22 protein-coding genes are annotated in these 24,401 nt (G+C 72.3%); 10 read left to right on the forward strand and 12 right to left on the reverse strand.

The genetic code is table 11. From position 1 onward, the window contains the following. Both FHX39_RS19760 and FHX39_RS19765 read right to left on the reverse strand, forming a co-directional pair. Window positions 1–868, reverse strand: an 868-nt coding sequence (locus tag FHX39_RS19760) for a ferritin-like domain-containing protein (RefSeq protein ID WP_232531618.1), incomplete at its 3' end; no start/stop codon positions are given. 265 nt (window positions 869–1,133) lie between these two features. Beyond that, window positions 1,134–2,195 (reverse strand): LacI family DNA-binding transcriptional regulator, encoded by a 1,062-nt coding sequence (locus FHX39_RS19765; protein ID WP_183342499.1) that lies wholly within the window; start codon window positions 2,193–2,195, stop codon window positions 1,134–1,136. Between the two features lie 59 nt (window positions 2,196–2,254). Between FHX39_RS19765 and FHX39_RS19770 the strand changes: the two genes are divergently transcribed. Further along, window positions 2,255–3,103: a phytanoyl-CoA dioxygenase family protein gene (locus FHX39_RS19770; RefSeq protein WP_183342501.1), complete on the forward strand. Its 849-nt coding sequence runs from the start codon at window positions 2,255–2,257 to the stop codon at window positions 3,101–3,103. Window positions 3,104–3,226: 123 nt separating this feature from the next. Here FHX39_RS19770 and FHX39_RS19775 read toward each other — a convergent pair whose 3' ends face one another. The 3 genes from FHX39_RS19775 to FHX39_RS20755 all read right to left on the reverse strand — a co-directional run bounded on the left by FHX39_RS19775 (window position 3,227) and on the right by FHX39_RS20755 (window position 6,058). Next, window positions 3,227–4,603 (reverse strand): sensor histidine kinase, encoded by a 1,377-nt coding sequence (locus tag FHX39_RS19775; RefSeq protein ID WP_183342535.1) that lies wholly within the window; start codon window positions 4,601–4,603, stop codon window positions 3,227–3,229. 83 nt (window positions 4,604–4,686) lie between these two features. After that, window positions 4,687–5,382, reverse strand: coding sequence for a response regulator transcription factor (locus FHX39_RS19780; RefSeq protein ID WP_183342504.1), 696 nt, complete (start codon window positions 5,380–5,382; stop codon window positions 4,687–4,689). 13 nt (window positions 5,383–5,395) lie between these two features. After that, window positions 5,396–6,058 carry a TetR/AcrR family transcriptional regulator gene (locus FHX39_RS20755; RefSeq protein ID WP_198424086.1) on the reverse strand — a complete coding sequence of 221 codons (663 nt, stop codon included), beginning with the start codon at window positions 6,056–6,058 and terminating at the stop codon, window positions 5,396–5,398. Window positions 6,059–6,117: 59 nt separating this feature from the next. Between FHX39_RS20755 and FHX39_RS19790 the strand changes: the two genes are divergently transcribed. Together FHX39_RS19790 and FHX39_RS19795 are read left to right on the forward strand one after the other, a co-directional pair. Continuing rightward, window positions 6,118–8,898 (forward strand): MMPL family transporter, encoded by a 2,781-nt coding sequence (locus FHX39_RS19790; protein WP_183342505.1) that lies wholly within the window; start codon window positions 6,118–6,120, stop codon window positions 8,896–8,898. Between the two features lie 48 nt (window positions 8,899–8,946). Continuing rightward, window positions 8,947–11,079 carry a YhgE/Pip domain-containing protein gene (locus tag FHX39_RS19795; protein ID WP_183342507.1) on the forward strand — a complete coding sequence of 711 codons (2,133 nt, stop codon included), beginning with the start codon at window positions 8,947–8,949 and terminating at the stop codon, window positions 11,077–11,079. A gap of 166 nt (window positions 11,080–11,245) precedes the next feature. On the opposite strand, the gene FHX39_RS19800 is transcribed toward FHX39_RS19795, so the two are convergent. From FHX39_RS19800 to FHX39_RS19810, 3 genes are read right to left on the reverse strand one after another with little or no spacing between them, the layout of a single operon-like run. Then, complete coding sequence (locus tag FHX39_RS19800; protein ID WP_183342509.1) at window positions 11,246–12,172, reverse strand: NAD-dependent epimerase/dehydratase family protein; 927 nt, start codon at window positions 12,170–12,172, stop codon at window positions 11,246–11,248. A 41-nt stretch (window positions 12,173–12,213) separates the two neighbouring features. After that, window positions 12,214–12,702, reverse strand: a complete 489-nt coding sequence (locus FHX39_RS19805; RefSeq protein ID WP_183342511.1) for a low molecular weight protein-tyrosine-phosphatase — start codon at window positions 12,700–12,702, stop codon at window positions 12,214–12,216. Beyond that, a complete protein-coding gene (locus FHX39_RS19810) occupies window positions 12,699–13,094 on the reverse strand; it encodes a phage holin family protein (RefSeq protein ID WP_183342513.1) in 396 nt (131 codons plus the stop codon). Before FHX39_RS19810 ends, FHX39_RS19805 begins: the two co-directional genes overlap by 4 nt. Window positions 13,095–13,160: 66 nt before the next feature. Here FHX39_RS19810 and FHX39_RS19815 point away from each other — a divergent pair, with 66 nt between their 5' ends. Next, window positions 13,161–14,003: an NAD-dependent epimerase/dehydratase family protein gene (locus FHX39_RS19815; protein WP_183342515.1), complete on the forward strand. Its 843-nt coding sequence runs from the start codon at window positions 13,161–13,163 to the stop codon at window positions 14,001–14,003. A gap of 43 nt (window positions 14,004–14,046) precedes the next feature. Next, window positions 14,047–15,021 carry an aldo/keto reductase gene (locus FHX39_RS19820; protein WP_183342517.1) on the forward strand — a complete coding sequence of 325 codons (975 nt, stop codon included), beginning with the start codon at window positions 14,047–14,049 and terminating at the stop codon, window positions 15,019–15,021. A gap of 89 nt (window positions 15,022–15,110) precedes the next feature. Here the strand turns inward: FHX39_RS19820 and FHX39_RS19825 are convergent, their stop codons facing one another. The 3 genes from FHX39_RS19825 to FHX39_RS19835 all read right to left on the reverse strand — a co-directional run bounded on the left by FHX39_RS19825 (window position 15,111) and on the right by FHX39_RS19835 (window position 18,014). Then, on the reverse strand, window positions 15,111–16,058 hold the full coding sequence (locus FHX39_RS19825) for a hypothetical protein (RefSeq protein ID WP_183342519.1): 948 nt from the start codon (window positions 16,056–16,058) through the stop codon (window positions 15,111–15,113). A 205-nt stretch (window positions 16,059–16,263) separates the two neighbouring features. Further along, window positions 16,264–16,866, reverse strand: a complete 603-nt coding sequence (locus FHX39_RS19830) for an MBL fold metallo-hydrolase (RefSeq protein ID WP_183342521.1) — start codon at window positions 16,864–16,866, stop codon at window positions 16,264–16,266. After that, entirely contained in the window at window positions 16,863–18,014 is a 1,152-nt protein-coding gene (locus FHX39_RS19835) for an S-(hydroxymethyl)mycothiol dehydrogenase (protein WP_183342523.1), read from the reverse strand. Before FHX39_RS19835 ends, FHX39_RS19830 begins: the two co-directional genes overlap by 4 nt. Window positions 18,015–18,142: 128 nt before the next feature. Here FHX39_RS19835 and FHX39_RS19840 point away from each other — a divergent pair, with 128 nt between their 5' ends. From FHX39_RS19840 to FHX39_RS19850, 3 genes are read left to right on the forward strand one after another with little or no spacing between them, the layout of a single operon-like run. Further along, window positions 18,143–19,528 carry a hypothetical protein gene (locus tag FHX39_RS19840; RefSeq protein ID WP_183342525.1) on the forward strand — a complete coding sequence of 462 codons (1,386 nt, stop codon included), beginning with the start codon at window positions 18,143–18,145 and terminating at the stop codon, window positions 19,526–19,528. Continuing rightward, window positions 19,525–20,091 carry a DUF4352 domain-containing protein gene (locus tag FHX39_RS19845; RefSeq protein ID WP_183342527.1) on the forward strand — a complete coding sequence of 189 codons (567 nt, stop codon included), beginning with the start codon at window positions 19,525–19,527 and terminating at the stop codon, window positions 20,089–20,091. The genes FHX39_RS19840 and FHX39_RS19845 overlap by 4 nt, the downstream gene beginning before the upstream one ends. Then, a complete protein-coding gene (locus FHX39_RS19850; RefSeq protein WP_183342529.1) occupies window positions 20,088–20,666 on the forward strand; it encodes a hypothetical protein in 579 nt (192 codons plus the stop codon). The genes FHX39_RS19845 and FHX39_RS19850 overlap by 4 nt, the downstream gene beginning before the upstream one ends. A 146-nt stretch (window positions 20,667–20,812) precedes the next feature. Here the strand turns inward: FHX39_RS19850 and FHX39_RS19855 are convergent, their stop codons facing one another. Continuing rightward, complete coding sequence (locus FHX39_RS19855; protein ID WP_183342531.1) at window positions 20,813–21,496, reverse strand: hypothetical protein; 684 nt, start codon at window positions 21,494–21,496, stop codon at window positions 20,813–20,815. A gap of 549 nt (window positions 21,497–22,045) precedes the next feature. Between FHX39_RS19855 and gyrB the strand changes: the two genes are divergently transcribed. Next, on the forward strand, window positions 22,046–24,022 hold the full coding sequence (gyrB, locus tag FHX39_RS19860) for a DNA topoisomerase (ATP-hydrolyzing) subunit B (protein WP_332837003.1): 1,977 nt from the start codon (window positions 22,046–22,048) through the stop codon (window positions 24,020–24,022). Window positions 24,023–24,190: 168 nt separating this feature from the next. Next, the coding region (locus FHX39_RS19865) for a DNA gyrase subunit A (protein WP_183342533.1) at window positions 24,191–24,401 on the forward strand (211 nt) is incomplete at its 3' end.

Here is a 24,401-nt window from a genome sequence, read left to right on the forward strand (position 1 = left end):
GCGGCCGGAAGAACCCGCCCTTGGTCGTCTGGGCCGGGGTCAGGTAGACGACGTTCAGCACGTTCGCAGCGCTGCGGCTGTAGGCGATGCTGTTCGCGTCCGTCGGCACGATGTTGGCGTGCGAGCCGGACTTGATGCTCTGGTCGTCGTCGGAGGAGCCGTCGACCGCGTCACGGACGTCGGAGATCTTCCGGACCTCGGTGAAGAGGCCCTTGCGGTAGAGCGCCGAGCGGACGATGCCCGCGTGGTACGCCTCGACCGCGAGGATGCCGGCGGCGGCCTCCAGGTAGGTCTTGTTCGTGATCAGCGGAGCCGCGCCCTTGTAGGCCGTGACGCCGACGTCCTCGAAGATGAACGCCCCGAGCAGGAAGTTGTTCTCGTTCGCGAACGGGTCGAACGTCTGGTTGTTCTTGATCAGGCCGGCCGCACGCGCTGCCGCGGTGAAGCTGGTCTTGAGGTCGATCGCGGGCTGCGAGACCTGCTTGCCGTCGAGCGCGGTCCGCAGGAACTTCACGTGGTTGCGCTCGTCCATGGCGATCTCGCGAGCGTACTCCTTGATGGCCTTGGTCTTGAACTTGACCTTGCGGCCGCCCGTGACCTTGCCCTGCGTGCCGGAGCCCGTCAGGTCGCCGGAGTCGAGGCCCTCGCCCCAGTAGGCGTACGAGTAGAACTGCGCCTCGAGGTACTCCAGGTTGAGCGCGAAGTTGAGGACCGCGCGGTCGGTGGAGTCGCTGGTCTCGTCCGCGAACGCGGACTCGGTGCCGGCACCGGACAGGGCGACGGCCCCGACGGTCCCGAGGCCGGCGACGCCGGCGGCACGCAGGAACGAACGACGGTCGTGCTCGTTCTCAGTGCTACGGCTGATCATGTCAGCCACCATCTTCTTGCCGAACATCATGCTCCTTCGCAAAGTGGTGCTCCGGGAGTCACCTCAGCGATGCCCTCCCGGCCGCGGAGCACGGTGTCGGGTGGCCACGGAGACGCACAGATGGCGTGAGAAGAGAGCCCCCGAGCACGTACCGCTGAAGTCGCGAGTGGGCAGAGCACCCACCGGGCGCTGCGCAACGCCGGGGTGATGGAGAGACCGCTCAGAAGCCTCTTCGGTGCGGTGGGCCCAAGGGTTTGGGGGAATCTCAGTGAATCTTCGGGGTCGCCCCGGCCGGGCGTCCGCCCTGGTCAGACCGCGAATTACGGTGCCCGCCGGAACTTTGCCGGACCACCAGCTCGTACGTCGTCACGACCTCCTGGCCGGGCCCGGTCGGGTCGAGCATCCGCGCCGCGAGCGTGTCGAGGCAGCCGGTGGCGATCTGCTCCTTGTCGGGGGCGATGGTCGTCAGGGTCGGCACGCTGAAGCGTCCGTCCTCGATGTCGTCGAAGCCCACGACGGCGACGTCCTCGGGCACCCGCAGCCCGCGGTCCGCCAGCGCCCGGACGGCGCCCAGCGCGAGCTCGTCGGTGAAGCAGAAGACCGCGTCGGGCACGACCGGGCCGTCCAGCAGCGCCTCCATGGCCGCGACGCCGTCCGCCCGGTGCAGGGCGCGGACCGCCACCTCCAGCCGGGGGTCCGGTTCGCGGCCGGCCGCCCGGAGCGCCGCGTGGTAGCCCTCCAGGCGCTGCTGGCCGGTCTCGTTGGTCAGGTGCGGCTGCGTGCCCACCGCCGCGATGCGCTGCCGGCCGACCTCGATCAGGTGCGCGGTGGCGTCGTGCGCGGCGGCGACGTTGTCGAAGCCGACGTGGTCGAGGGCCGAGAGCCCGCTGCGCTCCCCGAGCAGCACCAGGGGCAGGGTCTCCCGGCGTGCGGCGAGCTCGGAGACGTCCAAGGACCACGGGCTGAGGATCATGCCGTCCACCCCGAAGGTCGAGCCGCCGAGCAGGCGCCGCTCCCGTTGCGGGTCGCCCTCGGTCTGGTCGATGAGCACGGTCAGGCCGCGGGCCTCGGCCAGCCGGACGACGACCGAGGCGAGCTGGCTGAAGTAGGGGGAGTGCACCTCGGGCACGACCAGCCCGATGGCCCCCGTACGCCCGCGGCGCAGCTGGCGCGCGGCCAGGTTGGGGCGGTAGCCGAGCTCGTCGAGGGCCGCCTGGACCGCGGCACGGGTCGCGGGGGCGACGTGGGGGAAGTCGTTGACGACGTTCGACACGGTGCGCACCGACACCCCGGCCCGCTCGGCGACGCTGCGCAGGCTCACGGGCATGGACCCACCCTTCCAAGAAGTTCCGCGTCAGCCTATTGCAACGTGGCAATACTGTCTCCATGAGCACCGTCGCCCAGACCACCACCAGCTCGTCCGACGAGATCGACCAGGCCGAGATCCGCCGGGGCATCTACGAGGAGGGCGTGGTCGGCCGGAAGGGCGCCTTCAGCCGTGAATGGGTCGCCCGCCTCTCCGAGGACGTCGACGCGGCCTTCGAGGAGGCGCTCGGCCGTCCTGGCGGCGCGGTCGGGCGCGGACCCAACCGCTACTACGTGGAGATCCACCCGCAGGCGCTGCGCGGCTTCGTCGACATCGCCACCCACCCGTGGATCACCGCCGCGACCGAGGCCGTGCTCGGGCCGGACTGGACCATCACCGAGGTCGGCTTCGACGTGCCCGGCCACGGCGCGATGAACCAGCCCTGGCACCGCGACTTCCCGATGCCCGACGCCGCACGGGACGAGCACCGCCTGACCTCGCTGCACTTCAACATCACCACGGTCGACACCGAGGACGACATGGGTCCCTTCGAGGTGGCGCCGGGCACGCAGTGGGACGACGGCGCGGAGTTCGCCCACGGCATGTTCCCGCCGAAGGAGCTCTACGGCCGGTACGAGGAGCGGGCCGTCCGCCGCTTCCCGCAGATGGGCGACATCTCGGCCCGGACCGCGCTCACCCTGCACCGCGGGACGAAGCACGCGTCGCTCAAGCGCCGCCCGGTGCTGGTGATCGGGATGGACGGGCCCGACGGCACCAACTTCGAGCGCCACGACATGGCCGTGACCCGCGACTACTGGGCCGCGCTGCCCGAGTCGGTCCGCCGCCACCTCGCGTGCCCGGTCGTCGACGCGCTCGAGCCGATCTCGCAGAAGCACACGATCGAGGGCCTGGTGATGGGCGAGGCCTGAGCGAGGAGGCCCACCTCGTCGGGGCCCGCCGCCAGGCTCAGGGCGGGCGTCCCGTCCATCCCCCCGCACGGGACGCCCCCGAGCCTGGCGTCGGGTCTCGACGAGGTCGGCCCCTCCTTCTCCTCAGACCGCAGCCGGCTGCGGCAGCGCCTCGAGCGACCGGGCGCCGGGCAGCACGACGGTGAACTCCGCCCCGCCCTGCGCCGAGCGCCCGGCCCGGACGACCCCGCCGTGCTGGCGGACGACCTGGGCGACGATCGACAGACCGAGACCGGTGCCCGGGGTGGTGCGGGCCGTGTCCGCCCGGAAGAAGCGGTCGAAGACCCGCGGGAGGTCCGCCTCGGCGATCCCGGGTCCCTCGTCGGCGACGCGGAGCCGGTTGCCCTCGAGCTGGACGCGGACGGTCCCGCCCGGCGGGCTCCACTTCACCGCGTTGTCCAGCAGGTTGGTGACGGCCCGCTCGAGCGCGTCGGACACCCCCACGACGTAGAACGGGTCGAGCTCGACGTCGAAGTCGAGGCCGGGTCCCCGCCGCCGGACACGTTCCAGGGCCGAGGTGACGACGTGGCGGAAGTCGATCGCCTCCGGCGTGGCCTCCCCGTCGTCGCGCGCGAGCTGGACGAGGTCGCCGACCAGCTTGGTGAACTCGGTGAGCTGGCCCTGGACGTCGGTGAGGATGGCGAGCCGGTCGCCCTCGCGGAGCATGCCCGTCCGGGCGTCCATGAGCAGCAGGTCGACGTTCGTCCGCAGGCTGGTGAGCGGGGTCCGGAGCTCGTGGCCGGCGTCGGCGATCAGCCGGCGCTGCCGCTCCCGGGACGCGGCCAGCGACCCCACCATGTCGTTGAAGGACCGCGCCAGCACGGCGACGTCGGCGGCTCCGGACACCCGGACCGGACGCAGCTCCTTGGTCTCGGCGATCTGCTCGACCGCGTCCGACAGCTGCCGTACGGGGCGCAGGCTCGAGCGGGCGACCGCCGTGCCCGCGGCTGCGGCGATCGCGATGCCCAGGAGCCCGATCACCCCGACGACGAGCAGCAGGGAGCCCAGCACCGCGTCGGTCGCCGCCAGCGGGCGGCCGACGACCAGGGCGACGCCGGGCAGGTTCGTGATGGGGACGCTGACGATGCGGTAGCGCTCGCCGTCGGACATCCGGCCCGACCGGGCGGAGTAGCCGAAGTGCACGCGGGCGGTCGCGAGCTCGTCCGGGCCCAGGACGAGGTGGTCGCGCTCGTCGGGCACGTAGTAGGTCGTGCCGTCGGAGCGGATCGCGGCGACGCTGATGTTGCCGGCGCGCAGCGAGCGCTCGGTCAGCCCGCCCAGGTTGTTGATGTCCTGCGCGGCCGGCACCGACAGGCTCGTGGCGACGTCGACGAGCTCGCTGTCGAGGCTGGAGTACAGCGACGACCGTACGGTCGCCCAGCCGGCGAGGCTGGCCAGCGCGACGGCGACGGCGACGGCCGCCGTGGTGAGGTAGCCGACCCGACGCTGCAGCGGGAGCAGGCCGAGCCAGCCCCGCAACCGTTCCCCGAGCGGTCGACGGGCCCGTGCGGTCGCGTCGGACGCCACCGGGGCCGCCTATCGGCCTACGGGGGGGTCTCGCGCAGCACGTAGCCGACGCCGCGCACCGTGTGGATCAGCCGGGGCTCGCCGTCGACCTCGGTCTTGCGGCGCAGGTAGCCGATGTAGACCTCGAGGGAGTTCGCCGTGGTCGGGAAGTCGAAGCCCCACACCTCGTTGAGCAGCCAGCTGCGCTCGAGCACCCGGCGGGGGTGCTGCATGAACGCCTCCAGCAGCGCGAACTCGGTCCGCGTGAGGCTGATCTGGCGCGCCCCGCGCAGGACCTCGCGGGTCTGGGTGTTGAGCACCAGGTCGCCGAAGCTGAGGCTCTGCGTGGACGGGTCGTTCGAGTCCGCGGTGGTGCCGGAGCGGCGGACGAGCGCGCGCAGCCGGGCGAGCAGCTCGTCCAGCGCGAACGGCTTGGCCATGTAGTCGTCGCCGCCGGCGTCCAGGCCGTCGACGCGGTCGCCCACGGCGTCGCGGGCGGTGAGCACGAGGATCGGGACGTCGTTGCCGGCGGACCGGAGCATGCGGGTGGTCTCGAGCCCGTCGAGCCGCGGCATCATCACGTCCATGATCACCGCGTCGGGCCGGTGGGCGGCCAGCTTGGCCAGCGCCTCGACGCCGTCCTCGGCCGTGCTGATCTCGTAGTCGTTGTACTCGAGCGATCGGGCGAGGGAATCCCGGACGGCTTGATCGTCGTCCACGACGAGGATGTGCATGGCGGGGATTCTGTCAGAGTTCTTCGGCTGCGCGGGGGAAACACACCTCGACCCGCGGTCGTGTCAGCGTCATGATCAGCGCCTGCATGGCGGCGGGGTCGAGCCGGTCGGTGAACAGGGCGTTCTGCTGCATGTGGTCGTGCGCGGCCATCAGCAGGTCGAGCGCCACGTCGTCGGGCACGGTGAACTCCAGCTCGGCGAACCGCAGCGCGTCGGTGATCAGCGCGTCGACCTGGGCGCGGCACGCGTCGGCGAAGGCCTGGTACGGCTCGCGGAGCGACGGCACCCGCGCCGCGTAGAGCAGCAGCTCGCGCTGGGCCAGCAGGCTGGTGCGGTCGGAGCGCCCTCCGTGGTTCAACTGGTCGAGGACCTGCGCGACCGCGTCGCCGGCCGGGAGCCGCGCGCCCTCGACCTTCAGCGACGCCACGGCCTGCTCGGCCGCCGCGTACTCCTCGGCGACGCCCTGCTCGATCATGGCGAGGACGAGGGCGTCCTTGTCGGCGAAGTTGGAGTAGAAGGCGCCGCGGGTGAAGCCGGCGGCCTCGCAGATCTCCTCGACGCTCGAGCCGATCACCCCGCGTTCGGCGAACACGGCGACTGCCGCGGCCATGAGGCGCTGACGGGTCCGGACACGTCGCGCGGTGGGCGGGGTGGCCACCTCGGCGAGCGACGTCATGGAGGTCACTCTAGCGCCCGTTGCATACACGACTGTATCGGATACAGTCTTGTATCGAGATGTCCTCCTTCCTGTACGGCCTCGGTCGATCCGCCTACCGCCACCGCCTCCGCGTCGTGCTGGCGTGGCTGGCCGTCCTCGTTGTGCTGGGTGCGGCGTCGGCGGCCGTCAGCAAGGGGTTCGACGAGAACTTCTCGCTGCCGGGCACCGAGTCGCAGACCGCCCTCGACTCGCTGAAGCGCACGTTCCCGCAGGCCGGCGGCACGACCGCCCAGGTCGTCGTCGTGCCCCGCGACGGAGAGTCGGTGCGCTCGGCCGCCGCGAAGAAGGCGATCAACGCCAGCGCGAAGCGGTTCGACAAGGTCCCCCAGGTCGACTCGGTCTCCGGCCCGTTCGACAAGTACGCGAAGGGTCAGGTCGCCGACGACCGCAGCGCCGCGATCATCACCGTGACCTTCGCGGTGCCGCAGGTCGACATCGACCCGGCCACCCTGGACGAGATGCAGCAGCAGGGGGCCGAGCTGCAGGCGGCGCTGCCCGGGTCGCAGGTGTCCGTCGGGGGTGACGCGTACGGCGGCAGCACCCCCGGCGTCAGCCCGTCCGAGGGCGTCGGCGTGCTGGTGGCCCTGATCGTGCTCTGGCTGACCCTCGGCTCGCTCCGCGCGGCGGGCATGCCGCTGCTGACCGCGCTGCTCGGCGTCGGGCTCACCATCGCGCTGATCTTCGGCGCGACCGGCTTCGCGACGGTGTCGTCGACCACCCCGCTGCTCGCGCTCATGCTCGGCCTGGCCGTCGGGATCGACTACGCGCTGTTCATCACCTCGCGCCACCGCGACCAGCTCGGCGAGGGGATGGACCCCGAGGAGTCGGTCGCGCGGGCCGTCGCGACCGCCGGTTCCGCGGTCGTGTTCGCCGGGATGACGGTCATGATCGCGCTGGTCGGCCTGTCGGTCGCCGGGATCCCCTTCCTGTCGATCATGGGGGTGGCCGCCGCGGTCGGCGTCGCCATCGCGGTCCTCATCGCGCTCACCCTGCTCCCCGCGCTGCTCGGCTTCTTCGGCGCCCGGCTGCGCCCGAAGCAGAAGGACGCGGCGAAGAAGAAGGACAGGGGGGCCAAGACGCCGACCCGGGCTGCGCGCCCGCCCCGCGCGCCCCGGGTCGGTCTGGCCCGGCGCTGGGTCCGCATCGTCACCAAGGTGCCGGTGCTCACGGTCGTCCTGGTCCTGGTGGCGCTGGGCACGATGGCGTACCCGGCCAAGGACCTGCGGATCGCCCTGCCGAGCAACGCGACCGCGGCCCCCGGCACGCCCGTCCGCGTCACGTACGACCTGGTGGCGGAGCACTTCGGGCAGGGCTACAACGGTCCGCTCGTCGCCGCGACCATCGTCGGTTCCGACGACCCGCTCGGCGTGATGGACGGGATGGCCGACGAGCTCCGCGACCTGCCGGGCGTCGCCAGCGTGCCGCTGGCCACGCCGAACGAGGACGCCGACACCGGCATCATCCAGGTCATCCCCGACGGGGCGCCGGACAGCGAGACGACGAAGCAGCTCGTCCGCGACATCCGGGCGCTGGAGCCGCACTTCCAGCAGGAGTACGGCGTGGCGACGGCCGTCACCGGCTTCACCGCGGTCGGGATCGACATCTCCGACCGTCTCGGGGCGGCGCTGGTCCCCTTCGGGATCCTCGTCGTCGGGCTGTCCCTGGTGCTGCTGACCATGGTCTTCCGCTCGGTCGCGGTCCCGGTCAAGGCGACCGTCGGCTTCCTGCTGAGCGTGGGCGCGGCCTTCGGGGCCACCGCGATGGTCTTCGAGTACGGCTGGCTCGGATCGGTCTTCAACGTCGAGCAGACCGCCCCGGTGATCAGCTTCCTGCCGATCCTGCTGATGGGCATCCTCTTCGGGCTGGCCATGGACTACGAGGTGTTCCTCGTGTCGCGGATGCGCGAGGAGTACGTGCACCAGGTCGCGCGGGCCGGCGCCCCGTCCAGGGCCATCGCGCGGGCCGCGGTCGAGAACGGCTTCGTCGCCTCCTCCCGGGTCGTCGTGGCCGCCGCCGTGATCATGCTGTCGGTCTTCGGGGCGTTCGTGCCCGAGGGCGACGGCCCGATCAAGACGATCGGATTCGGGCTGGCGGTCGGGGTGTTCGTGGACGCGTTCGTCGTTCGGATGACGCTCGTGCCGGCGGTGCTGACCCTGCTGGGCACGAAGGCCTGGTGGCTGCCGCGCTGGATCGACCGGCGGCTGCCGTCCTTCGACGTCGAGGGCGAGGGCCTGGCCCACCAGGTCTCGCTCGAGCGGTGGCCGTCGCCGGACGACCGGCACCTCGTCGTCGCGGAGGGCCTGCGGGTCGGGGACTGGGACGACGTCGCCCCCGCCGTGCTGCCCGGCCAGGTGCTCGTGGTCGAGGGGCCGACGGCCGCCGAGTCCACCGCGCTGCTGCTCATGCTCTCGGGCCGGATGCCCCTGCGCGAGGCCGCTCCCGGGCGCACGGTGCGGGCGCGCACGGCCGGCTTCGTGCTGCCCGAGCAGGCGGGGCGCGTCCGCCGGCGGACCGCGTACGTCGACTGCGCCGCCTCGACCGACCTGCCCCGTGAGCTCGCCGAGCTCGCCCGCGCCAGGCCGGACGTCGTGTTCCTCGACCGGGTCGACGCCCTCACCGACCCCGGCGGTGACCCGGACGCCCGCGCCGCGCTGGCGCGCACGTTCGACGCCGTCGCCACCGACGGCACGGCCGCGGCCGTCGTGGCGGTCGCCGACCGCTCCGCGCTGGAGACCCTGCTCCGCAGCCCCGGCCAGGTCCTCGACCTGCGCCACCTCCCCGCGCTCGCCCAGGCCTGACGGCCCGGCTCCCGCTCCTCGTACGACTCTCCCGAAGGGGAACCCCGCATGATCACGCTCGAACGGGCCGACGGCAGCCGCCGCGTCGGTCTCTGGTCCCTCGTCGGGCTGCTGCTGGTCCCGCTCGTGCTGGCCGGAGGGTTCCTCGCCACCACGTGGAAGTCGACCGACCGGCTCGACCGGGTGCAGGCCGCCATCGTCAACCTCGACGAGCCCGTGAAGATCGACAAGCAGACCGTGCCGCTCGGGCGTCAGCTGTCCGGCGGCCTCGTCGACGGAGGCACGGACGCCAAGGACAAGAGCGACACGAACTTCTCGTGGGTCCTGACCGACGCCTCCGACGCGAGCGACGGGCTCGGCTCGGGCCGCTACGCCGCGGTCGTCACGATCCCGAAGGACTTCTCGGCCAACGCGACCTCGTACAGCGACCAGAGCGGCGACACCGCCGAGCAGGCCGTGATCGACGTGCAGACCTCCGCCGTCAGCGGCGTCTCCGACCCCGTCGTCGGCCAGGCGATCACCGCCGCGGCCACACGCGCGCTCAACAGCGAGCTGACCGAGCAGTACGTCAAGAGCATCTACGTCGGCTTCAACGACACCCAGAAGCAGTTCACCAAGGTCGCCGACGCGGCCGGGCAGCTCGACGACGGGACGCGCAAGCTCGCCGACGGCCTGGGCCAGACCTCCACCGGCACGAAGCAGCTGTCCGACGGGCTGAACCAGCTCGACGACGGCGGCGCACCCCTGGCGAGCGGGGCCAAGAAGTACGCGGACGGCGTGGGCCAGTTCGCCGACGGCATCGGCACGCTCGCCGACTCGACCTCCGCGCTGCCCAAGGGCGGCCGGCAGCTCGCGGACGGCGCGCAGGACGCCGCGGACGGTCTTGACCAGCTCGCGGACGGCGGCGCCGGGATCGCCGATGGCCTGAAGCAGTACCAGGCGGGACTGCGGGCCTCGGCGGCGGAGGCCGAGAAGGTGCCGAAGCCGGCGGGCGGGACGATCCCCTGCCCGCAGACGCAGCCGGCGCTCACCGAGCCCCAGTGCGCGGTCGTCGTGGCCACGCTCGAGGCAGTGGCCGAGAAGGCGGGCGAAGAGGCGGGCACCTACGCGGGCGCTCAGGGCGCCGCGAAGGCGCTTCGCGGCGCGGCCGATGGCGTCGGGGCGACGAAGGACCAGAAGTCGCTCCTCGGCGGTGCGGCGGCCTTGGCTGACGGGCAGAAGCAGGCCGCCAAGGGCGTGCAGCAGCTGGCCGACGGGACGGACAAGCTCGCCGACGGCCTCACACCGCTGGCGGCGGGGATCAAGAAGCTCGACACCGGGGCGGAGCAGCTGGCGTCCGGGGCGGACGACCTCAGCTCCGGCATCGGGCAGTACACCGGCGGCGTGAGCGGGGTGGCGACCGGCGCGGAGCAGCTCAGCACCGGCCTGGTCCAGCTCTCGTCCGGCGCGGACAAGCTCGCCGACGGCACGAAGCAGCTGGCCGACGGGCTCGACAAGGGCGCGAAGCAGATCCCGACGTACGACAAGACGGCCCGCGAGCGCCTGTCGACGGTCGTCGCGACGCCGGTGGCGTCGGGCGAGGTCACGTCGGTCTTCTCGAACGTGGCCACCACCACGCTGCTCGCCGTCCTGGCGCTCTGGGTGGGTGGGCTCGCGAGCTTCCTCGTCCTGCGGGCGGTCTCGGCCAAGGCGCTGGCGTCGATGCGGTCGTCGTGGCGGCTGACGCTGGAGAGCCTGCTGCCGGCGGCGGTCGTGGCGGCGGTGCAGGCCGTGATCCTCACCGTGCTGCTGACCAGCCTGCTCGACCTCGGTGCAGCCTCGACGGCGCGGGTCCTGGGGCTGACCGTGCTGGCCGGGCTGGTGTTCGCGGCGCTCAACCAGGCGCTGGTCGGGTGGTTCGGCGGGGTCGGGCGGTTCGTGTCGGTGGTGCTGGTCGTCCTGACCGCCGCCGGGGCGATCACCTCGGCCGTGCCCGTGGTCTTCGACTCGATCACGCCGCTGCTGCCGCTGACCCCGGCGCTCGAGGGTCTCCGGGCCGTGGCCGCCGGCGCGGGCACCGGGGGAGGTGCGGCGGCGCTGCTGGTCGCCTGGCTCGTCGTCGGGCTCGCGGCGGCCGTGCTGGCCACGGCCCGGCACCGGGTCGTCCGCGCCCCGACGCTCGTCCCGGCCGCGGTCCGCTAGGGCAACTCCTCCTCCCCGCACCCCCGCACACTCCCTCGCGTACGAGCCCGTTGAGCGAGGAAACGCTGGCTCCCGATACCCTCGACCTCGATCCGGGTGCTGGGAGTCAGCGTTTCCTGGTGGCCGGGGCGCGGGGGTCCCCCGGGGAGGGGTGCGCAAGGGCGGGTCAGGCGACCGTACGGCGGACGTCGTCCTTGAGGTCGGCGAGCGCCTTGGCCAGGGTGACGCGCGGGGTCCAGCCCCAGCCGCGGGCCCGGTCGGTGAGGATCTGGCCGGTCCAGGCCGGCCCGTCCTCCCAGACGGGCTCGAGCCCGAGAGCGGCGGTCACGGTCCCGAGGTAGTCGCCGACCGTCGCCGGTTCGCCGGCCACGTCGACCGCGGTGCAGCCGCCCTCGAGCGGGCCCTCGGCCGGGTCGGCGGCCGTCTCGATCCGCCCGGTCGCGACGTCGGCCACCATGGCGGCCAGGTCGTCGACGTGCACCCAGCTGAACGTGCGCCGCTCGACGTCGTGACGCGCGGAGGGCTCGTCGCGGACCTGCGTGGGGCGCAGCGTGTTCCAGACCGAGGTGTCGCCGCGGCCCAGGATCGCCGGTGGGCGCACCAGCACGCGGGTGATGCCGTCGACCCGAGCCAGGGCCGCGTCCGCGTCGCGCTTGGTGACCGGGTAGTCGCCCGCGTCGTCGCCGACCAGCGCCGAGGACTCGTCCACGTCACCGAGGCCGGGGGAGCGGTCGTACACCGCGCACGTCGACAGGTGCACGAAGCGGGCGACGCCGGCGTCCCGGGCGGCGCGGGCGAGGCTCGGCGTCTCCTCGACCCCGACGCGGTGCTGCGTCGCGAGGTCGGAGCCCATCGGGTGGACGGTCGTCACGACCGCGTCGGCCCCGGTCGTCACGGCGGCGGCGAGGTCGGCGTCGGCGAAGTCGCCCACGTGCTCCTCCAACCCGTCCAGCTGCGGCGCCGTCCCGGCTCGGCGGACGACGGCGCGGACGACGACGCCCCGCTCGGACAGGACCTCGCAGACCCGTCGACCGACGAGCCCGTTCGCCCCGGTGACCACGACCACGGGGCGCTGCCCCACCTCAGACGTCATGCGTCAACCCTGCCACCCCGCGGGACTCGCGTACGGAGCCCTCAGCGCTGCAGGCGGCGCACCGCGTCGAGGACGCCGGGCATCGCGGCCTCGACGGCGGCGAGCGTCTCCTCGAAGCCCTCGGGCCCGCCGTACCAGGGATCTGGCAGCCCTGAGCCCGGCTGGGCAGCGGGGTCGTAGTCGCTCAGCAGCGAGAGGTTGTCGGCGTCCGGGGCGAGGCGGAGCATCCGGTCGACGTGGAGCGGCTCGGCGGAGATCACCAGGTCGGCCCCGGCGATCTCGTCGGCGGTCACCTGGTGAGCGGAGTGCCCGTCCGTCCGGTAGCCGTGGTCGGCGAGGACGGCGCGCGCCCGCGGGTCGATCGGGGCGCCGATCTCCTCGCGGCTCGTCGCCGCGCTGGTGAACTCGACGTCGGCCAGGCCGGCGTCCGCCGCGGCCCGTTCGGCGACGCGCTCGGCGATCGGGGAGCGGCAGATGTTGCCCCAGCAGACGAAGACGACCTTGACCGGGCCGTCGGCGCCGCGCGTCATGCCCGACCGCGCCGCGGCTGGTTGCGCTCGGGGACGAAGGCGTTGAGGACGAAGCTGACCACCGACACGACGAGTGAGCCGAGCAGCGCGGTCCAGAAGCCGTCGACGTGCCAGCCGACCCCGAGCCGGGTGGCGAGCCAGGACGTGAGCAGCAGCATCAGCGCGTTGATCACCACGAGGAACAGCCCCAGCGTGAGGATCACGAGGCAGGCCGTGGCCGCGGTGAAGACGGGCTTCACCACCGCGTTCACGACGCCGAAGATCAGCGCCACGACGAGCAGCACGAGGACCTTGTCGCCGGTGCCCACCGCCGTGAGCTGGATGCCGGCCAGGAGCCAGGTGGCGACCGCGAGGGCCGCGGCGTTCGCGACGAGCCGCAGGATGAATCTCATACGTCCATCGTCCCAGGGCCCGCGGCTCCCGGCCGCCCGACGCTCGGAGGTGGCAAGGTCGTCCGCATGCACATCGTGGTCACCGGAGGATCCGGCAAGCTCGGCGGCGCCGTGGTCGAGCGGCTGCTCGGCAGCGGGCACCAGGTCACCAACGTCGACTCGAGGCCCGCGCCGTCGTCGGACGCGCGCTTCCTCAAGGTCGACCTCACCGACTACGGGCAGGTCGTCGAGGCGCTGACCGGGATCGACGACGCGTACGACTCCGTCGACGCCGTCGTGCACCTGGCGGCGATCCCAGCGCCCGGGCTGACGGGCAACGCGGCCACGTTCGGGAACAACGTGCCGTCGACGTTCCACGTCTTCCAGGCGGCCAAGCTCGCGGGCATCCGCAAGGTCGTCTGGGCCTCGAGCGAGACCGTGCTGGGGCTGCCGTTCGACGACGCGCCGGCGTACGTCCCGGTCGACGAGGCCGTCGCCGAGCCGAACTCGACCTACTCCCTCGGCAAGCTGGTCGAGGAGACGATGGCGGCGCAGTTCTGCCGCTGGGACCCTGACCTGTCGATGGTCGGGCTGCGGTTCTCCAACGTCATGCTCGTCGAGGACTACGCCGACTTCGCCGGCTACACGGCCGACCAGCGGCGCTTCAACCTGTGGTCCTACATTGACGCCCGCGACGCCGCGCAGGCCGTCGAGCTCGCCCTGGCGTACGAGCCGCACGGCGTCGAGGTCTTCGTCATCGCGTCGCCGGACGTCGTGCCGCACGTGCCGGTGGAGCAGCTGCTGGCCGACCGCTTCGGCGACGTCCCGCACACCCGCGAGCTCGGCGAGTACGAGTCGCCGCTCAGCATCGACAAGGCCCGGGACCTGCTCGGCTACGACCCGCAGCACAGCTGGCGCGACCACGCCTGAGCCGGTGCGCCGCGGGTTGGGGCGTTGAGGTAGGCAGGGAGTCATGGACTACGTCAGACTCGGCACCACCGGCCTCGAGGTCTCCCCCCTCTGCCTCGGCCTCATGACCTACGGCGACCCCAATCGCGGCAACCACGCCTGGACCCTGCCGGAGGAGCAGGCGCGGCCGTTCTTCACCGCCGCGGTCGACGCGGGGATCAACTTCTTCGACACCGCCGACGCCTACTCCGACGGGTCGAGCGAGGAGATCACCGGTCGGGCGCTGCGTGAGCTGATCCCGCGCGAGGACCTGGTGCTGGCGACGAAGGTCTACAATCCGATGCGGCCCGGGCGGCCCAACGGCCACGGCCTCTCGCGCAAGGCGATCATGACCGGGATCGACGCCTCGCTGACCCGGCTCGGGATGGACTACGTCGACCTCTACCAGATCCACCGCTGGGACTACGCCACGCCGATCGAGGAGACGATGGAGGCGCTGCACGACGTCGTGCGGTCGGGCAAGGTCCGCTACATCGGCGCCTCGTCGATGTTCGCCTGGCAGTTCCAGAAGGCTCAGAACGTCGCCGACGCCAACGGCTGGACGCGCTTCGTGACGATGCAGGACCACTACAACCTCCTCGCCCGCGAGGAGGAGCGCGAGATGCTGCCGTACTGCCTCGACTCCGGCGTGGGCGTCATCCCGTGGAGCCCCCTGGCCCGCGGCAAGCTCACCCGTCCGTGGGACTCGGAGACGAACCGTTCCGAGACGGACGAGTTCGGCAAAAGCCTGTACGCCGACACCGACCGCGACATCGTGCAGGCCGTCCTCGACGTCGCCGCGGACCGTGGCGCCGCCCCGGCGAGCGTGGCCCTGGCCTGGGTCATGCGCAACCCGGTCGTCACCGCCCCGATCGTCGGCGCCAGCAAGCCCCAGCACCTCGACGACGCCCTCGCCGCCCTGGACCTCGACCTCACCGACGACGAGGTCACCCGCCTCGAGGCCGCGTACACCCCGCGCTCGAACACCGGCTTCGCCTGAGCCGCTGACCCGGGCGGTCGTACGCGCTCCCCCTCCGGAGACGTGCGCTCGATCTGGGGAAGTCTGCGCGGCTTCGTGAGCGCGCAGACTCACCCAGAGCGAGCAACGGTGGTCCAGGAACCGGCAGGAGCAGGCAGGCTGCGTCCGCGCTCCAGAGCCCGGACGAGGCGGGCCAGCCACGCCTCGGGGTGCCGCAGGTCCGCCCAGACCCAGCGGACGACGAGCCAGCCCAGCTCGCGGAGGAGGTCCTCGCGCTGCTTCTCGTGCCAGAGCACCTCGGTCGGGTCCTGCTCGGGCTCGAGATCGCGCCCGTACTTGATCCGACCGTCGAACTCGCCGATCACGCCCAGCGCCGGCCAGGCGAAGTCGACCCGGCCGACGAAGACGTCGTGCTGGTCGAAGACCAGCGTCTGGGGAAGGGGTGCGGGCAACCCGTGCTGGTGCAGGAGCACCCGGCTGACGGACTCGCCGTAGCTCTCGCTCCTGCCGTCGAGCAGGTCGAGCGCCCGCCGAGCCGAGGCGATCCCACGCCGCGGTCCGACGCGGCCCAGCACGGCGAGCAGCTCCCCGAGCTCGGCGCCCTGCCTCAGTGCGGCGTCGCCGATCGCGACCGCGTCCACGAGCGGGAGCGTGCAGGCCAGGTCGACGACCGTCCTGGCCGGGCTCGTCACCCGGAACCCGTCGATCGTCCACACGTCAGGCTGGGGCAGCGGGTGCCCGTGCACCTGCAGCCAGGTGCGCCGCTGACCGCCACCTCGACGGTCGCGGGTCAAGTGGACCCGCTGGAGCGCGGCGTGCGGCACCGGCAGCCCGTGGAGGACCGCGGCCGAGGCGTGGCTGACGACCGCGCCCGGGTGCGTCTCAGCGAGCGTGGCCTCGAGGAGCCGGCGGTGGGCCCGCCCGGGGTCAGGGTCGTCCGAGCCGGTGTAGGCGCCACGGCGGACGCGACGCAGGTTCCCGCGCTGGAGCTCGCTGCTGATGTCGAACTTCGTCAGCCCCTGCGAGACCAGGTCGCGAGCCAGTCGTACGTCGTCCATCCGCGCAGCCGACCACGCAGGTCAGGGGGCCGAGAGCTCCCGGCGGCAACCTGTGGACGACCCGGTCAGCCGTACGTGACCTGGGGATGAGCGCCACACGGACGTCTGCTCGGTCTGAGGAAGTCTGCGCGCCTACGAAGGCGCGCAGGCTTCCCGAGATCGAGCAGACAGGCGAAGTGTGCGGTAGGTGGGTGGCCGGAACGCCTCAGACGTTCGCGCGCTCGGCGCCGAGGGTGGTGTCGTCGCCGTGGCCGGTGTGGACGACCGTGTCGTCGGGCAGGGAGAACAGGCGGTTGCGGATCGAGGCGACCAGCGTGTCCTTGTCGCTGAACGACCGCCCCGTCGCCCCGGGGCCGCCGTTGAAGAGGGTGTCCCCGGTGAACAGCACGCCCAGCTCGGGGGCGTAGAGGCAGACGCCACCGGGGGAGTGGCCCGGCGTCGCGATGACCTGCAGCGTGGTCCCGGCCACCGTGAGCGTCTGGCCGTCGACGAGCTCGCCGTCGGGCGCTTGGTCGTGGGTCAGTGACCAGACCTCGCGCTCGGCCGGGTTGAGGAGGACGGGGGCGCCGGTCACGTGACCGAGGTCCGGCGCGAACCGGACGTGGTCGTCGTGCCCGTGAGTGCAGGCGATCGCCACGACGCGCCGCGTCCCGACGACGCCGAGGATCGCCTCGATGTCGTGCGGGGCGTCGATCACGAGGCACTCCTCGTCGTCGCCGACGACCCAGACGTTGTTGTCGACGTCGTACGTCTGCCCGTCCAGGCTGAAGGTGCCGGACGTGACCGTGTGGTCGACGCGGGCGGTCACGCGGTCACCTCGCCGGGGGCGGCGGAGTTCGACGTGCCGCCGAGCTCGGTCGGCGACGTCGGGTCGATGATCACGACGGAGCGCAGGATGTCGCCGGACTTCATCCGGGCGAAGGCCTCCTCGACGTCGTCGATGCCGATCTCCTCGGTGACGAAGGTGTCCAGCGGCAGCCGGCCCTGCAGGTAGAGGTCGATCAGCATCGGGAAGTCGCGGTCGGGCAGGCAGTCGCCGTACCAGCTCGACTTCAGCGAGCCGCCGCGGCCGAACACGTCGAGCAGCGGCAGCTCGAGCGTCATCTCGGGCGTCGGCACGCCGACGAGCACGACGGTGCCGGCGAGGTCGCGGCCGTAGAAGGCCTGCTTCCAGGTCTCCGGGCGGCCGACCGCGTCGATGACGACGTCCGGGCCGAAGCCGCCGGTCAGGGCCTGCATGGCCTCGACCGGGTCGGCGTCGCGGGCGTTGACGGCCTCCGTCGCGCCGAGCGCGCGCGCCACGGCGAGCTTTCGCTCGTCCACGTCGACGGCGATGATCGTGCCCGCCCCGGCCAGGCGTGCGCCGGCGATGGCGGCCGCGCCGACCCCGCCGCAGCCGATGACGGCGACCGAGTCGCCCCGGGTGACGTTGCCGGTGTTGATCGCCGCACCCAGGCCGGCCATGACGCCGCAGCCGAGGAGGCCCGCCGCCGCCGGACGGGCGCGCGGGTCGACCTTGGTGCACTGGCCCGCGGCGACGAGCGTCTTGTCCATGAACGCGCCGATGCCGAGCGCGGCCGACAGCTCGGTGCCGTCCTCGAGCGTCATCTTCTGCGTCGCGTTGAACGTGTTGAAGCAGTACCAGGGCCGGCCGCGCTTGCAGGCACGACAGGTGCCGCAGACCGCGCGCCAGTTGAGGATCACGTAGTCGCCGGGCTCCAGGTCGCGCACGTCGTCGCCGACCTGCTCGACGATGCCCGCGGCCTCGTGGCCGAGCAGGTACGGGTAGTCGTCGCCGATCCCGCCCTCGCGGTAGTGGAGGTCGGTGTGGCACACGCCGCAGGTCAGCACCCTGACGACCGCCTCGCCCGGACCCGCGTCGGGCACGTTGACCGTGACCTTCTCGACGGGTGCGCCCTTGCTGCGCGCGATGATCCCCTGGACCTGCTGAGGCACGTGACCTCTCCCTTCGCTCGTGACCGGCACGGCGTACGCCCGACGGTCGAGTCATCGTAGGGCGCCCGTCCGGACCCCTCATCCCTTACCTTGGTGGCCGACGTCGCCCAGGCCGGCCGAGGAGGGGTGTGAGCACCGACCAGCTGGTCGCGCGCGCCGGGTCGGCGCTGCTGGGCGACGTGGTGATCCTCGTCCGCGACACCCTCACGGTCTTCGTCCGACTCTTCCCCCAGATCATGGCCGTCTGGCTGCTCGGCTGGCTCGGGGACGCGGTCGCCCTCCGGGTCGCCTCGATCGTGGGCGACGAGAGCGGCTGGGGCGCCGTGGTCGTCTTCTCCGCCAGCTTCCTCTTCACCCTCGTCGCGATCGTCGTCATCCTCCGGCTCTGCGGGGAGGAGCTCGGCATCCGCGCGCTCATCCCGCGCGAGGAGGGCGTGGCCACCGACGACCGGGACAGCAGCCTCAGCCGGCTCGTGGCGGTCACGCTGCTGCCGTTCCTCGGCCTCTACTCCGCCTTCGGGCTCGTCGACCAGCAGGCCGGGCGGCTCGCGAACGACCAGTTCTTCCGCAACGGCATCCTTCAGGGCGGCCCGTCCGTCCTCAACTCGGTCCGCGGGCTCGCGACCGAGCACCCGTGGTGGATGGTCGGGGTGCTCGTCGGTCTGTACGCGCTGCGCCGCCTCGTCGACCACCTGCACGAACGGACCGGGGTCGGCCTGCTCGGGATCATGACCGCCGTCGTGGAGTCGTTCTTCATCCTCGTGGTGATCTTCGGCGGGTTCGTCCTGCTGCGGCGCCCGAGGGACTGGCTGGCGGACCGCCAGCTCTTCGCCTGGTTCGACGCCGCCGGCCGCGCCGTGGAACGCACCCTCGCCGCGCTCCACCTCCAGCTCCCGGAGCTGCTGGGACGCTTCGCCGGCTTCCTCGCCGACCCGGTCTGGCCGATGTTCTGGACCGTCGTCTCCCAGCCGATCATCTGGCTCGCGGTCGCCGCGCTCGTCTACGGCTCCCAGGTCCTCTCGCTCGCCGACCTGTGGCGTCGCGGCAAGCCGGCGGCCGCGCGCGTCGTCGGGGCGTCGCGCTTCGACCGACGCGGCGACAAGCGCGCCCTGCGACCCGCGACCCCGCCCGGCGTCGCACGGGTGGGCAGCGAGGTGCGCGAGGCGTTCCTGGGCGACCTCGACGACAAGTACCTGCCGACCTTCCATTCGCTCCGTCTCGTCCTCGGCGCCGGGGCGGGCTTCCTCGGCGCGTTCGTGCTCGTCTACACCGCGGTGGTCGTGGCGCAGGACTCCGTGCAGCGGCTCTACCTGACGGTCCTCGGCGGCCACGACATCGACTTCTGGTACCGCGCCGGCCCGCTCCTCGACCTCGTCGACAACCTGCCCTGGGAGCCGTTGCGGCTCTGCCTCCTCGCCGTCGCCTTCCGCCGCTGCCTCGAGCTGTTCCAGCAGCGCACGGCCCGGGCCACCCAGCCGTCCCCGGCGCCCGCACCGGCCGAGGTCGCCGCGTGAGCCGGGCCCGGCTGGTGTCGGCGATCCTGGCCATCCTGCTCGTCACGGTCGCCGCGGTCGCCCAGCGCCTGGGCGACCCCGCCAGCGCGTACGAGGTGGTGCGCGCGCCGCTCGAGCAACCCGTGGCGTACGGGTCGGGGCAGGTCCGGGTGAGCGACGTCCGGGTCGGCACCGAGGTCCGCGAGGGTGACGACCGCACCCCGACGCAGGGGATGTTCGTCGTGGTCAACGTCGCGGTGCGCGCCACCGGCCGCGACGTGGTCACCGTCGCCAGCAGCCAGCTCCGGGCGGAGAACGGCATGACCTACCTGCCGGCGTTCAGCGGGCTCGTCAAGGCGGACCCGGGCTTCGAGACGGCCCGCGACCTCGTGTTCGAGGTCGACCCCGCCCGCATCGACGACCTGACCCTCGAGCTGTGGGACCAGGGGCTCGTCTACCGCTACTACCAGCGCACCCAGACCCCGCTCGGGATCACCGCGGACAACGCCGGAGCGTGGGTCGCGGCGGGCACGGGACGTTCCGTGGTCGCCGTGCGGGACGACGTGACGACGGGTCTGTCGTGAGCGCGCCCCTCCTCCCGCCGCGGACCCGTACGCCGGGGTCACGCCTGCCTCCGGCCCGCGTGCGCGCCTGGCTCGTGGCGGCGATCGCCGCGCTGCTGGTGCTGATCTACCTCAGCGTCGAGCTGACCTACTCCTCCACGCACCTCGACCCGCCTCGCTACACCCCGGTCGAGCCGGGGGAGGTCGGGCACGGGAAGAGCGCAGACTTCCGGCTGCTCTCGCTGCGGCAGACCGAGCGGTGGGGCCAGCAGTCCGGGGGTGAGCCGGGTGCGCCCGACCCCGGCTCCGTGTGGGTCGTGGCCGAGCTCGAGGTCACCCCGCGCCAGCGCGAGGACTACCTGCTCTGCTCGCTCCACCTGGTCTCGACCGACGGCCGTTCCTGGGACTCCGCCTTCGGCGCACCGACGCACGAGGGCGAGTCCTGCGCCCCCGACCCGGAGAACGTGGAGCTCGGCACCACGTACCCCTTCGTCCTGGGCTTCCAGGTCCCGGCGACCGAGGCGGACCACCTGGCCGGGCTCGCGGTGGACATGTTCAGCTGGCGTTCCTACCCGCTGCTGCGCCCGGCTGCTTGATCACCGCCCCTTGAGACGACGAGCTCCGGGGGAACGCTCCCTGAGCCTGTCGAAGGGCCACGCAGTGGTCAGCGTTCTCCACGCGGCAACGGCCAACCTCTCCGAGGCCCTTCGACAAGCTCAGGGAGCGTTCTCGGGGTTGCCGCTCAGTACTTGCTGTCCGCCAACACTTCCAGCGGCAGGATCATCGTCGACGCCTTGCTCGTCGTGCGCCAGCCCTCCTCGTCGCTGAAGAGGTAGGGCGTCGTGAACTCCTGGTCGAAGACGGCCACGAGCAGGCGGTCGCCGGGTGACGTGGGGAAGCGGAACGTCACCGTCCACGGCACGGCGGGCAGGCCCGGGGTCAGGTTGCCGGGGCCCTGGAAGCTGTCGGGGTCGCCCAGCGTGATCGAGGTGGCGGCCTGCGCTCCGCCTCCGGCGGCGCTCCGCGCGTAGAGGAAGCCGGAGTCGCCGATCGGCGGTCGGATGCTTGTGGCGCCGGTGGTCAGGGCGCTGCCGGAGACCACGGCCACCCACTCGTCGGCGTTGGTCCGGTGCTGCAGCGTGGCCGAGGCGAGGCTGACCTCGTACGGGCCGGTCGTGATCACGGTGCCCGGCTCCACCGGGGTCAGCAGGTCGGTGCGCCGCTCGAACCCGCCGAGCAGCGCGACGACCCCGACGAGCACGACGAGGCTGCCGGCGGCGATCGCGGTGGCGAGCCGGCCGCGGCGGAGCCGGAGCCGGGCCTCGGCTCGCGCACGCTCCTCGGCCTGCGCGTCGAGCTCGGCCTGGTCGGGCACCTGCTGGTCGGGCCCCGGCGCGCCGACCGGAGCCGTCTCGGGGACCGTCACGGCGGTCAGTCTAGGGATCGGCCGGGTCGGCCGGGGCGGTCTTCGCTTCGTGCCGCTTCAGCGTGGCCGACCGCCGATCTCGTACGGGGACTCGGGTCCGGGGGTCGAACGGCTCCTGACGGCCTTGCAGGGCGTCTCGTCGGAACCGGTCTGTGGACGACGGCCCGGGCAAGGGGCCTGCGCAGGGGTGAGCGGGTAGACTGAGACCAGTTCATGACGGTGCCGGAGGGGTCGCGAGACCCGGACGACCCGTCGGTCGCGATCCTCCGCACCGCGCCGGCTCCCTCGGGAGCCGGTTCGCGCGTGCGCGCCCGCGGCACCGCCTCCGAGCCAGGGAGCCCATCGCCCGTGACGGACCTGCCCGACCTGCCCACCGAGAACGACCAGCTGACCGAGCGGGTCGACGCCTCCCCGGGCACCTCGGAGTACGCGCTCCCGCCCGAGGACGGCGCCGCGGTCGACGACGCCGGGCTGAGCGGTGACGCCGAGGGGATCACCGGCCAGCCGCACCCCGACCTGGCCGCCGACGACGCGCGCTCGGAGTTCGACATCGCGCGGCTGCGCGCCTCGAACGTCGACGAGGGCGTCTACGACTCCTCGTCGATCACCGTGCTCGAGGGCCTCGAGGCCGTGCGCAAGCGCCCGGGCATGTACATCGGCTCGACCGGCGAGCGCGGCCTGCACCACCTGGTCTACGAGGTCGTCGACAACTCCGTCGACGAGGCGCTCGCCGGCTACTGCGACACCATCGACGTCGCGATCCTGGCCGACGGCGGCGTCCGCGTGATCGACAACGGCCGTGGCATCCCGGTCAAGGACCACCCGACCGAGCACATCCCGGCCGTCACGCTCGCACTGACCGTGCTGCACGCCGGCGGCAAGTTCGGCACGGGCGGCTACAAGGTGTCCGGCGGCCTGCACGGCGTCGGCGTCTCCGTGGTCAACGCGCTGTCGTCGCACCTGACCGTCGAGGTCCGCCGCGACGGCTACCGCTGGAGCCAGTCCTTCTCCCTCGGCGTGCCTGACGGGCCGCTGGAGCAGCACGAGGCGACCGACGAGACCGGCACGACCGTCACGTTCTACGCGAGCCCGGAGATCTTCGAGACGACCACGTACTCGTACGACACCCTGGTGGCCCGGTTCCGGGAGATGGCCTTCCTCAACAAGGGCCTGACGATCAACGTCCGCGACGAGCGCCCCGACCGGGTCGACGAGAACGGCGCCCTGTTCTCCGACTCCTTCTGCTACCTCGACGGGCTCGTCGACTACGTCAAGTACCTGACGGGCAGCAAGGAGACGCTCAACCCGTCGGTGATCGCGTTGGAGGCCGAGCGCGAGGCGCTGGGCATGAGCCTCGAGCTGGCGATGCAGTGGAACACCTCCTACCAGGAGTCGGTCCACACCTTCGCGAACACGATCAACACCCACGAGGGCGGCACCCACGAGGAGGGCTTCCGCACGGCGCTGACCAACACCGCCAACAAGTGGGGCGAGACCTGGGGCCTGATCAAGAAGCGCGAGGACCGGCTGTCGGGCGACGACATCCGCGAGGGCCTGACCGCGATCATCTCGGTCAAGCTGGCCGACCCGCAGTTCGAGGGCCAGACCAAGACCAAGCTCGGCAACACCCCGGTCCGCTCGTTCGTGGTGCAGGAGATGAACGACAAGCTCGGGGCCTGGTTCGAGGAGAACCCGACCGAGGGCAAGATCATCGTCCGCAAGGGCCAGGCCGCGGCCATCGCCCGCATCGCCGCCCGCAAGGCCCGTGACGCCGCCCGCGACCGCAAGGGCCTGCTCGGCCGCAGCGGCCTGCCCGGCAAGCTCAGCGACTGCCAGTCGACCAATCCCGCCGAGTGCGAGGTCTTCATCGTCGAGGGCGACTCGGCCGGCGGCTCGGCCAAGGGTGGGCGCGACCCGCGCATCCAGGCGATCCTGCCGATCCGCGGAAAGATCTTGAACGTCGAGAAGGCCCGGATCGACCGGATCATGCAGAACAACGAGGTCCAGGCGATCATCTCCGCCCTCGGCACCGGGGTCCACGACGACTTCGACGTGGCCAAGCTGCGCTACCACAAGATCGTCATGATGGCCGACGCGGACGTCGACGGCGCCCACATCCGTACGCTCCTGCTGACGCTGATGTTCCGCTTCATGCGCCCGCTGATCGAGGGCGGGTTCGTCTACCTCGCGCAGCCGCCGCTGTTCAAGATCAACTGGACGAACACGACGCCGCAGCTCGCGTACGACGACGCCGAGCGCGACGCCCTGCTGCGCGCGGGCGAGGAGGCCGGGCACCGCCTGCCCAAGGAGAACAAGATCCAGCGCTACAAGGGTCTCGGCGAGATGAACCCGGACCAGCTCTGGGAGACGACGATGGACCCGGACAACCGGATCCTGCTCCAGGTGACCCTCGACGACGCCGCGCGGGCCGACGAGATGTTCTCGATCCTGATGGGCGAGGACGTCGACCAGCGGAGGCAGTTCATCCAGCGCAACGCCAAAGACGTCCGCTTCCTGGATATCTGAGGTGACCCCGGTCGTCCCTTCTGCGAGTGCGCACTTCCGCACGCGACACGCCGCAGAACCGGTGCGAAAGTGCGCACTCGCGCGGCACCCCGCCTTGTTGCTGCGCCTTTCGTCTTCCTTGCGTGTCCCACGAACGCGAACCCTCGTCCCGAACCCAGGAGCTAGCGAATGACCGAGACGCCCCAGGTGACCGACCGGCGCGAGCCGGTGGACCTGCAGGACGAGATCCAGAAGTCCTACCTCGACTACGCGATGAGCGTCATCGTCGGGCGGGCGCTGCCGGACGTGCGCGACGGCCTCAAGCCCGTGCACCGGCGGATCCTGTACGCGATGCACGACGGCGGCTACCGGCCCGACCGCGGCTGGAACAAGTGCGCCC

Source organism: Microlunatus antarcticus (assembly GCF_014193425.1).
Classification (GTDB): Bacteria; Actinomycetota; Actinomycetes; order Propionibacteriales; family Propionibacteriaceae; genus Microlunatus; species Microlunatus antarcticus.

Bases quoted from the DNA above. Each gene is read 5' to 3' on its own strand.
- FHX39_RS19765 (WP_183342499.1), bottom strand. From the start codon at position 2,195: ATGCCCGTGAGCCTGCGCAGCGTCGCCGAGCGGGCCGGGGTGTCGGTG.
- FHX39_RS19770 (WP_183342501.1), top strand. From the start codon at position 2,255: ATGAGCACCGTCGCCCAGACCACCACCAGCTCGTCCGACGAGATCGAC.
- FHX39_RS19780 (WP_183342504.1), bottom strand. From the start codon at position 5,382: ATGCACATCCTCGTCGTGGACGACGATCAAGCCGTCCGGGATTCCCTC.
- FHX39_RS20755 (WP_198424086.1), bottom strand. From the start codon at position 6,058: ATGACGTCGCTCGCCGAGGTGGCCACCCCGCCCACCGCGCGACGTGTC.
- FHX39_RS19790 (WP_183342505.1), top strand. From the start codon at position 6,118: ATGTCCTCCTTCCTGTACGGCCTCGGTCGATCCGCCTACCGCCACCGC.
- FHX39_RS19795 (WP_183342507.1), top strand. From the start codon at position 8,947: ATGATCACGCTCGAACGGGCCGACGGCAGCCGCCGCGTCGGTCTCTGG.
- FHX39_RS19800 (WP_183342509.1), bottom strand. From the start codon at position 12,172: ATGACGTCTGAGGTGGGGCAGCGCCCCGTGGTCGTGGTCACCGGGGCG.
- FHX39_RS19805 (WP_183342511.1), bottom strand. From the start codon at position 12,702: ATGACGCGCGGCGCCGACGGCCCGGTCAAGGTCGTCTTCGTCTGCTGG.
- FHX39_RS19810 (WP_183342513.1), bottom strand. From the start codon at position 13,094: ATGAGATTCATCCTGCGGCTCGTCGCGAACGCCGCGGCCCTCGCGGTC.
- FHX39_RS19815 (WP_183342515.1), top strand. From the start codon at position 13,161: ATGCACATCGTGGTCACCGGAGGATCCGGCAAGCTCGGCGGCGCCGTG.
- FHX39_RS19820 (WP_183342517.1), top strand. From the start codon at position 14,047: ATGGACTACGTCAGACTCGGCACCACCGGCCTCGAGGTCTCCCCCCTC.
- FHX39_RS19825 (WP_183342519.1), bottom strand. From the start codon at position 16,058: ATGGACGACGTACGACTGGCTCGCGACCTGGTCTCGCAGGGGCTGACG.